The sequence below is a fragment of the Enterococcus sp. RTP21361st1_A6_RTP21361_211029 genome, assembly GCF_040910045.1.
GTDB lineage: Bacteria > Bacillota > Bacilli > Lactobacillales > Enterococcaceae > Enterococcus_D > Enterococcus_D gallinarum.
This window is the reverse complement of the sequence record NZ_JBDGBK010000107.1, coordinates 1-9,777: the sequence shown is the minus strand read 5'-3', so window position 1 is coordinate 9,777 and position 9,777 is coordinate 1. Positions and strand designations below refer to the sequence as shown.

General features: G+C 40.0%; 9 protein-coding genes and 2 pseudogenes. 4 read left to right on the top strand and 7 right to left on the bottom strand.

All coding sequences use genetic code 11. From position 1 onward, the window contains the following. The 4 genes from AB5Z52_RS14615 to AB5Z52_RS14600 form a co-directional block, all read right to left on the bottom strand. Positions 1-1,288: UvrD-helicase domain-containing protein (locus AB5Z52_RS14615; RefSeq protein ID WP_368266973.1), on the bottom strand; the 1,288-nt coding region annotated here is incomplete at its 3' end. A gap of 143 nt (positions 1,289-1,431) precedes the next feature. After that, the gene (locus AB5Z52_RS14610; RefSeq protein ID WP_288551694.1) at positions 1,432-2,148 is read right to left on the bottom strand and encodes an ABC transporter permease; all 717 of its coding nucleotides are present in this window, start codon (positions 2,146-2,148) and stop codon (positions 1,432-1,434) included. Positions 2,149-2,150: 2 nt separating this feature from the next. Continuing rightward, the gene (locus AB5Z52_RS14605; RefSeq protein ID WP_148407992.1) at positions 2,151-2,873 is read right to left on the bottom strand and encodes an ABC transporter ATP-binding protein; all 723 of its coding nucleotides are present in this window, start codon (positions 2,871-2,873) and stop codon (positions 2,151-2,153) included. Between the two features lie 192 nt (positions 2,874-3,065). Beyond that, complete coding sequence (locus AB5Z52_RS14600; RefSeq protein ID WP_003125463.1) at positions 3,066-3,758, bottom strand: MurR/RpiR family transcriptional regulator; 693 nt, start codon at positions 3,756-3,758, stop codon at positions 3,066-3,068. Positions 3,759-3,798: 40 nt separating this feature from the next. Between AB5Z52_RS14600 and AB5Z52_RS14595 the strand changes: the two genes are divergently transcribed. Both AB5Z52_RS14595 and AB5Z52_RS14590 read left to right on the top strand, forming a co-directional pair. Then, positions 3,799-4,416, top strand: coding sequence for a hypothetical protein (locus tag AB5Z52_RS14595; protein ID WP_003125462.1), 618 nt, complete (start codon positions 3,799-3,801; stop codon positions 4,414-4,416). A gap of 11 nt (positions 4,417-4,427) precedes the next feature. After that, the gene (locus AB5Z52_RS14590; RefSeq protein ID WP_029486393.1) at positions 4,428-5,729 is read left to right on the top strand and encodes a PTS sugar transporter subunit IIC; all 1,302 of its coding nucleotides are present in this window, start codon (positions 4,428-4,430) and stop codon (positions 5,727-5,729) included. A 166-nt stretch (positions 5,730-5,895) separates the two neighbouring features. On the opposite strand, the gene AB5Z52_RS14585 is transcribed toward AB5Z52_RS14590, so the two are convergent. Further along, positions 5,896-6,324 (bottom strand): VOC family protein, encoded by a 429-nt coding sequence (locus AB5Z52_RS14585; protein WP_086268995.1) that lies wholly within the window; start codon positions 6,322-6,324, stop codon positions 5,896-5,898. Positions 6,325-6,354: 30 nt separating this feature from the next. Next, positions 6,355-6,665: pseudogene (locus AB5Z52_RS14580) on the bottom strand (RNHCP domain-containing protein). Positions 6,666-7,307: 642 nt separating this feature from the next. Between AB5Z52_RS14580 and AB5Z52_RS14575 the strand changes: the two are divergent. Further along, the gene (locus AB5Z52_RS14575) at positions 7,308-7,988 is read left to right on the top strand and encodes an IS6-like element ISS1N family transposase (protein ID WP_002319817.1); all 681 of its coding nucleotides are present in this window, start codon (positions 7,308-7,310) and stop codon (positions 7,986-7,988) included. A 59-nt stretch (positions 7,989-8,047) separates the two neighbouring features. Continuing rightward, positions 8,048-8,434: pseudogene (locus tag AB5Z52_RS14570) on the top strand (transposase); the annotation flags it as partial. 668 nt (positions 8,435-9,102) lie between these two features. Here the strand turns inward: AB5Z52_RS14570 and AB5Z52_RS14565 are convergent. Then, positions 9,103-9,777 (bottom strand): aryldialkylphosphatase (locus AB5Z52_RS14565; RefSeq protein ID WP_368266971.1); only part of this gene is annotated, 675 nt, incomplete at its 5' end.

The window sequence follows — 9,777 nt, the reverse complement described above, 5'->3', positions numbered from 1 at the left end:
AGGCAAGCGTATTTTCTTCTCTGATCAACGCTTCTTTTTGCGTAGCTAGGAATTTTTCATATTCCCTCAATGGCTGAGTGATTCCAGTTCGCTTCTTTAATTCACAGGCAATCCATGCCGCAGATTTATTTTGATCGCCTGGCAACTCTTGAGCCAAGCGTTGTGCCAATTCTTTTATTTGCTGCCAAAGAGCAGCGATTGGAAGGTTGGCAAACGCTGCTTGGATTTGCTGTTTTGTAAGACGGATGTCCGGCTCGATCACTATGTCTTCACGAAACAGCTTCTTTGGGATCGTTTCGAGGTACTCAGTCATGGCCCAAAAGAAGGACGCAGACCGTTTATGGAGATAGGACTGGGCTTTTTTCGATTGAGGCTTGCTGAGGATTGCTGCGATTTCCCCTTGGCGATCACCAATCACCAGTGATTCACCCATCAATGGCTGCATCAACTGTGTGATATCTGATTGAAAGAGATCATCCTCGCCTAATTCAGGCAACACAGTGGAAATGTAATCAGAGAAGACCTCATTGGGAGATAAAATCAATACCTCCGATGCGGCGAGTTCTGCTCTTTTTTGATAAAGCAGGTAGGCGATCCGATGCAATGCGATGGAAGTTTTTCCAGAACCGGCACCCCCTTGAATCAGTAGATTTCTTGTTTTGGAATCTCTGATCGCTTCATTTTGCTCCTTTTGGATCGTGCGAATGATGGTTTTCATCTCTTTGGTCGTGTGCTTACTCAGTTCATTGATCAAAAAGTCGTCGTTCAAGGCGTCGTTGCTGTCTACCAAGAAACGGATTGTGCCATTCTTGATGTCAAATTGTCGCTTCAATTGCAAGCTGCCGGTAAACTTCTTTCCCATCGACTCATAATAAGCGCTCCCTAAAGGAAAATCATAATACAATGAAGAGATCGGCGCGCGCCAATCATAGACCAGTTGCTGCCCGTAGTTGTCAACAAACCCATATCTGCCAATATAAAATTTCTCGGCTTCCTCTTCCCCGTCAAATTGAAAGTCGATCCGAGAAAAATATGGTGTTTCTTGCAGATACGACAATTTTGCGATGCGATTGGTCTCAATGGTATTCCGCTTATCGATAAACGATAAGTTCTGCTGATGGTTATAGACTTCGTATTTGTCTAATTCGTTTTTATAATCCACCGTATATTTCTTGATTTCTTTGTAGGCTTGTTCATTGGTATCCACCGTTGTTTCAAGTTCTTGGATTTGCGCGGTGATCTTTTTAGTCACATTTGCTAAGTAGCTGTTTTCATTGGTTATCGTCATCTCTTAAACCACCTTTCTTTCAGGAGTTTAGCAAGAAACTATACATTGGTGGTATAGTGTAGGGTTTGGTATCGCAAAGAAAAAGGATGCAGCGATCAAAGTCTGCATCCTTTTTCTGCTTGGTCCACTTATTTGAACTGCTTTTACTCCCAACGGAAATATCTGATCGCAACAAATAGACCGATCAATGTAATGACCACTAAAAGGGTTATCGTGAAAAAGATTCCTGTTTCTTCATGGAATGTGACTGCCTTCAGCAATTTGATTCCTTGAGTCAGTGGCATGACATCGGCAACCTTCTGTAAGCCGGTTGGCAAGATCTCATATGGAACGGTTGCTCCTGAAAGAAAAAACATCGGAAAGAAAATCGCTGAATTGATCGCACCAGTGCCTTTTTCGCTAGGAGACAAGCTGGCGACGATCAACCCGATGGCATGGATCGAAACCACCACCAACAAATAGGCAGAAATAAATTGCCCCCAATGACCGACATAGGAAAATTGGAAAAACGTGATCAAAACGCCTAATATCAACAGCATGGAAACAATACTGATCGTAAAACAAAACAACAGATGGGCGAAAAGCAATTGTGCCGGACTGATCGGTGTTACTTGGTATCGCTTTAAGATCTTGCGTTCCCGATAAGAAGACAATGCTAGCGGGAGCCCCATCACACCAGCTGAACAAATCCCGACGGTTGAGACAGCGACAAAATTCGTATTCAAGGAGTGATTGTCCGGATCCATAAATGCCATCAGACAAATGATCCCGACTGGAACAAAAATCCCAAAGATCACTGAAGACATCTCTCTCATGGAAAGTTTTGCTTCTGATTGATACAACAACCAAAATGTTTTCATTCCTACACTTCCTCCCCAACAAGCGTCAAGAAAGCCTCTTCGAGATTCTTCTTATTCACTTTTAATAGAATATCAGCTACCGTCCCGCTGGCAACTTCTTTGCCTTTGTTTAACACTAGAATCCGATCACACAGCGTTTCCACTTCATCCATGTAATGAGAGGTCAGAAAGATAGTGACCCCCTTGTCTTTCAAAGCGAGCAAGTATCGCCAAACCTCGCGCCGGGCCTGGGGGTCCAGTCCGGTTGTCAATTCATCCAAAAAAATGATTTGCGGATTCCCCATGATAGCCAAAAGGATACATAGCTTCTGTTTCTCGCCCCCCGATAATGTTCCGAGAAATGAATTCAATTTAGAGGCAAGGCCAAATTCATGGAGCGCCTGCTTCCAGTTTAGCGGGTTTTCATACAACGAATGGGTGATCTCGCAAATCTCTCTTACCTTCAATTGATTTTGAAAGGCAGATTCTTGGAATTGGACCCCCACATACTGAAACAGTCGTTTCCGTTCAGCCTTAGGATCTCTTCCCAAAAGCGAGATCCTTGCTGAATCACATTTTTGTGTGCCCAAAATACAATCGATCGTCGTGGATTTCCCTGCCCCGTTATGTCCTAACAAACCAAAGATGGTGCCCTTTTCGACTGTGAAACTAAGATCATCAATCACTCGTTTCTCCCCAAATGTTTTGCTCAATCCATGAACCTGTATCGCTGCTTGTTTGCTCATACATTCCCTCCCATCTGATCTGGACTCAGTTTAGCCGAAAATCAAACAATGATGGGATAGTGGAGGGAATAGAATTTTTTTCTAAACAAGTTTGCAAATTCCTAAACATGTTCAGAACAAAGGGAAAACACTTACATTTCAAAAAAGATTCTTTATACTAGTTTTTGAAGAAACAGTGGCCACATCGTTCTTCTATTCAAAAATAGCCTTCAGTGCTGCACTTAGCAAAAGCTCAAATTGGTTCAGTGTTGTGCCAAAGAAAAGATTCGGTTGGTAATCGGAGATTCTTTGGGGAGTATATGTTTCTGTGCTAATGGTCAGTGTGGCTAGGCTGCCGATTTTTGAATTTTTTTGACCAACAAAAGCAATCACATCGATATGGTGGTCGTTAGCCATTTTCGCTAGCTCAGCTAACCGAACTGTATCCCCAGAATTAGAAATAATAACGAGCAGAATGTCTTGCTGCACTTGCTGTCTAAGAAATTCCAGATGGCTATTGGCAGTTGCACGAAAGCCATATAAATTAAGAGATTCCGAAAAATAATTGGCGAGATTCTGAGAGAAACCGGAGCCAAGGATCATGATGCGCTTGTCGCGATACTCAGAGAGTAAATCGATAAATGCCGCCTTTTCCTCATTGGAGAAAGTGCTTGGCATCGCAATGTCCGATTGGCTGTTACCTAGTGCAAAAACCAACTCGCTATAACCGGAATAGCCAATTTTCTTGGCCATATTGATGATTGTTGCTGTAGAGACATAGGTTGCTTTAGCCACATCACGAATCCCGATTGTTTTTAATGACTGCCGATTTTTTTTCATAAAACGCAAGACTTCTGCTTCTGAATCATTCAGTTGGTATTTATCTATAAGCATTTCAACATCCATAAGATCCACCTCAAATTTTATCAATTAGGAGTATTATATCATGACAGAAACGAAATTTATTCAAGATCCCTGGGCAAAAATGACGACCCGCAACGGTTTACGCGGAGATGAAGTTATCTCGGCATTGCAAAAGTCGATCCGTCGAGGCAAAGAAAAAGAAGCATGTGAATTTGCCTATGAAATGTATATCACCTCGCCGCAATTTGAAGAAAAACTCTGGAGAAGATTACTAGCGATCAGTGTTGAAGATGTAGGTATGGGAAATCCAATGGCTGCCATTATGATCAATAACTTAAACACGATGCGCAAGGAATTCCAATACAACGAATCCGATCGGGCAATGTATTTCTTCCATGCGATTCGTTACTTATGTCAGTCGGAAAAAGACCGCTCATCAGACTTACTCAAGAATATTGTGATCAAGAGTTTCGCGATGGGCTATGTTCCAGAAATTCCTGATATTGCCTTGGATAAACATACTGTCCGCGGGCAGGAAATGGGTCGTGGTTCCGAACACTTCTTACATGAAGCCAGCAAAGTAATCCCACAAGCAAAAGTCACTAATGACTACAAAGAACAATACGAAAAAATCATCGAGAACTATGATCCAGATCACGTTGTGCCAAGCGCGTTTTCATTCAATCCTTGGCAAGTATAGGAGGAAGTTACATGGAAAACTCTGCATTTATCATGAAGCTGAATGACGTCCTAAGCCCCATCGCAGCAAAAATCGGCAATCAGCGCCACTTAAAAGCTATATCCAGCGGTATGATGTTTGGACTACCCTTTATTGTTATCGGTTCTTTTTTTCTAATCTTTGCCAACCCACCCATCAACATGGATCAGTACCATCCTGAAACAGCCAATATCTTTATGACATTTATGGCTGGCTGGAAAGATTTCGCTGTAGCAAATTATGATCTCATCACCGCGCCTTATCAATTGACGATGGGCATCATTGGTTTCATCAGCGTCTTTGGGATTGCCTTCTCTCTTGCAAATGAATACAAAATCAACCCTTCCATGAATGGTATGGTTGCATCCGTCATTTTTCTAATGGTTTGTACACCAGTAAAAGAAGGCGCGATCAGCCTCAATTTTCTAGGAACAAACGGACTCTTCGTCGCAATCATCATCGGCTTGTTAGTGGTAGAAATCAATCGTTTGTTTGAAGTGAAACAGATCAAATTGAAACTGCCAGATACCGTTCCACCCATGGTGGCAACCTTCATCAATATGCTCGTTCCGCTGTTGACAAATATCATCATCTTCTATGGGATCAATTTGATCTTCTTAGCAGCAACAAACAAAATCTTTCCTGAAGCAGTGATGGAAGTTCTGACTCCTGCAACGAACATCGCTGGCAGTCTCGGCGGTTTCTTGTTGATCGTGACCTTGGGCAATATCTTATGGCTGTTTGGCATCAACGGCTCTTCAATCATCTTTCCCATCGTCTTTACACTGGGAATGGCTCAAACTGGCTTGAATGCCGAGCAAATGGCAAATGGCGAAACCATGACACACTTAATGAACTTACAAATGTTTCGGATTTCAGTCCTTGGCGGAGCTGGTGGTACTTTGGGATTGGTTTTATTGATGATGCGAAGCAAAGTTCCCGAATATCGCACCATCGGAAAATTATCCTTGATTCCTGGAATCTGCTCCATCAACGAACCAGTGATCTTTGGCTTACCAATCGTTTTTAATCCCATTCTAGCAATCCCATTTTTGGTCACTCCGATCATTTCGTTATTGCTGACCTACTTTGCTCAGAGTCTTGGATGGATCGGAATTGGCTTTATTGTTGATCCTTCCTTCACACCGTTTTTTGCACAAGCTTATCTTTCAAGTATGGACTGGCGCAACATTCTCTTTTGCCTACTGTTGATCGTCATCAGTATCTTCATATACTATCCATTCTTTAAAGTAATGGAGAACAATAAGACAAAATTAGTCGATCAAAATCTATAACCATTCTTCGTAACAAAAACTAGAACAGCTAAATGATTTTGCTTTATACTAAAAAAAAGACAAATCCTTTCCCATTCATCGAATCAACTCGATTCGAATCAGAAAAGGATTTGTCTTTTTTGGTTAAAACTCCTTCATTTAAAAGACCTGAAAAGTCAGCACAGGTTTAGGCATAATGAAAGATTTCAAAGCGGAGGCCTTCTGGCGTCTCAAAGAATAGTGCATAATAATTAGGCGCGATCCGTTCTTTGTATTCCATTGGTTTCCCATGAAGAATCTTTACTCCTAGTGCTTTGATTTTTGGATAGATCGCGTCTACGGCTTCCCTGCTTTCTGCTTTAAAAGCAATGTGTTGGAGGGAACCAGGCTTTCTAGAATCAATTGTCTCATTGATCCATTCTTGCTTTGGCGAACAGATTCCAAAATCAAAGGTATCACTCAAATACTCTACTACTTCCATGTCGGCATGTTCGAGATAGCCTGAATATTTCTTTTGAACATCAAAACCTAACAAATGGAACAATTGATCATAAAAGGGTTCCGCTTTTTTTACATCGTTGACAGTAATTTGAATGTGGTGGATTTGATACATCAGTGGCTCTCCTTTCGTTATAAACCAAAACAGTTAACAGTTCTCGATAGCAAAGGGTGGGTACTGAATCGCTCTTGTCGCCAAGTGAATGAGTTTTTCCTGATTGTCGTCAGCCGCAATTCGATTCGTCTTTAGAGTACCACAATTTCGGCAACGGTGAATGATTGCCCATTCGCCATCCTCCTTGGACCAAATACTGATAGGATCCATCTTCCCTCGCACAAAGAAGCTCGGTCTCCGGGAAGAGTATCCGCATGAAGACTCGTTAAACAGTGGGGACAGTGGTTGCGATGCTGACTACCTGCATTTTCAGGATTTACCGGTCGACCGCATTCTTCACAGATAAAACTGTCAAGACAATTGAAAGTAACTCTAACAATTTTTAAATTGTTCTATCAGTTTCCTTGAAGGTGGTTTACGATCAATTTTCTACATACTTAGTTTATTTAGTATAAGAAAGTTTAAACTTTACATATATTTTTCTTGTATAAGGATTAGTTCTTCTTGTCTATGATAAAATTTATTAAACAGTTTGAAAGTAAAAACTATTCAAAGAAAGTGGGCGATAACAATGGGATTTTGGTATTTTTTAACGTTAGCTGTCGGTATAACTTTGTTGATCATAAGTGTTTCAAATAAAGAAGTATCTAGATCAACCAAATTCGTAATAGCCTGTTTTGTTTTAGGGATCTTGTTAGTCATAGGTAGTCTACTTTTATTTTTACCAGGCAGCTCTTCGATTATTGAGCAACTACTTCAACTAAATTAGCTTCGTTATTAAAAGCCGACTTTCTAAAAAAAGAAAATCGGTTTTTATTTGTACTGGTCGAAAAAAATTTTTCTACGGCTGGTTTTGACTTTATTTTAGATCCAGCTGAACGATCAACGGCTCCCCTTCTTGCATTGCTTCATCGGTTCTGTTGCAAAGTTTTCCAAAAAATCTATTTTAGTGTAAAATTGAGAAAAAAGACAGAGAGGACAGAGTAATGAATCATTTTAAAGGCAAACAATTCAAAAAAGACGTCATTATTGTCGCTGTTGGTTACTACCTGCGTTACAATCTAAGCTATCGTGAAGTTCAGGAATTGTTATATGATCGTGGAATAAATGTTTGTCATACTACGATTTATCGTTGGGTGCAAGAGTACAGCAAAGTCCTCTATTATCTTTGGAAGAAGAAAAATAGACAATCCTTCTATTCATGGAAAATGGACGAAACCTATATCAAAATTAAGGGACGTTGGCATTATCTTTATCGTGCAATTGATGCGGACGGCTTAACCTTAGATATCTGGTTACGAAAGAAACGGGATACGCAAGCAGCCTATGCTTTCTTAAAACGACTCCATAAACAGTTTGGTGAGCCGAAAGCAATTGTGACCGATAAAGCACCTTCTCTTGGCTCCGCCTTTAGAAAGTTACAGAGTGTGGGTTTATATACTAAGACAGAGCACCGAACTGTGAAGTATCTTAACAATTTAATAGAACAAGACCATCGACCTATTAAACGACGAAATAAATTTTATCAAAGTCTCCGTACAGCCTCTTCCACGATTAAGGGCATGGAGACCATTCGAGGAATATATAAAAAGAACCGAAGAAATGGAACGCTCTTCGGCTTTTCGGTGTCTACTGAAATCAAGGTATTAATGGGAATAACAGCCTAAGATATTTGGAGTTCAGAGAGGGCGCGTTTGATTTTCAAACTTCGCAACAGAACCCTTTTAAGCAATTTCCCCTCTTCCAAGGGAAATACATGACGGAGTCGGAGGTGCTTGATTACCTACTCTCTATAGATAACCAACTACGACAAAGCTATGAAGTCTATCAAGAGTTATTAGCTGCTTTTGATGCAAAAGATTTTACTGAATTTTTCAATCTCATTGAATCATTGCCACATTCCTTGAATGATGGGTTTAAAAAGGCAATTTGTTATCTGAAAAAGCACACAGAAGCAATCACAAACTCCTTAAAATATCCCTATTCAAACGGAAAATTGGAGGGAAAGAATAACCTCATCAAAGTAATCAAAAGAATTGCTTTTGGATTTCGGACTTTTCGTCATCTCCGGATGCGTGTCCTGATTCAACAGAACATCTGTGAAATCATTTAATAACGCAAAAAAGGAAATGCCGAAGCATTTCCTAACATACGATTTGAGCAAAACAATAGCAATTGACAAAGAACCTAAATAATTTCCATAAAAAACGCACTCCTTTCCAATAATTTTAGGAAAGGAGTGCTTTATTTCATATAAAATCAATTTTTTATACACATGCTCATTGGCTATATTTCAGGGTTCTCGAGAAATAAAGCAAGCCAGTTTGACAATCGACATAACGTTCTTTTCCAAATTGCTGGCAGCTTTTTTTCCTTTCCACCATTAGTATACTACAGTTTCTGCCTTTCATCCTTCAGGGTGAATGAGCTTGCGAATTCATGTATGTTTGACAAAGAACCTCTTTTTCTAAAAATAGACCGACAAAGTACTGCCTAGAATCAACCCATTTTTTAAAATAACGTACGATTTTTATTTAGTGGCACGTTATGAGAGTCTCTCGTTCGTTTTTCTGATCTTTTTATTGACCCAACTGCCTATAAAACGACGGAAAAAGTATTTCATGAATAATTCAGGTACTTATAATCAGTACAATAACCTGATAAAACCCCTAGTTTAACTAGGGAATCCGAAGCTAAGCCCTCTTTTCCAAACCCAGAGAGAAGAATTAACCCTGCGAAAGCAACTAATTTCATTAGTTCTTCTGAATGATTCAATTGACTTCACTTACTCAGTATATTAATTGGATTCATCTCAATCATTTTATTAAAAGTTGGTTCACTCATTACTTTTAATAGTTCTTCTTTCAAACTTGTTAAAATATAGGTAAGCCCAGGCGTTCCTCCATAAGTTGGCAAATATTTTTTTCGTCCCATATCACCTGAAAGACAAATCTGATTTTCATAACCCGCATCAACCAGTCGTTTAATTAGTTGGACGCGGTCTGCATCATGATTCGCCAACTCTCGGCCAATATGATCCATACAAATACTTGCTCCCGTTTCACAGATTTGAGCTAAATAGTGAAAATCTTTAGTTAAATCTACATGACTCAAACAAATATTACTTGCTTTCGCACCGTTTTTTGTTAAACAATTAATTTGCTCCAGTCCCATCGTCCCCCCATCACAATGCGTAATAATGGGAATCCCTGTTTTTTTTTGTACTTGACCGGCTATGGCTAGTATTCGTTGTTCAGCCAATGTAACCTCATTTTTACTCGTACCTACTTTCATTGCTCCTGGCAAAAGGTTTTGTGAAGTGACTCCGTGAGTTATTTCGGAATAAAGCAACTCAAAGATCTCATCATCATTGAGCGTTGTCAACCATTTTGGCTGAAACTCTTCCTTATGGAATCCCGTAACAAATGCTACATTCACTCCGGTAGCTTCAGATAT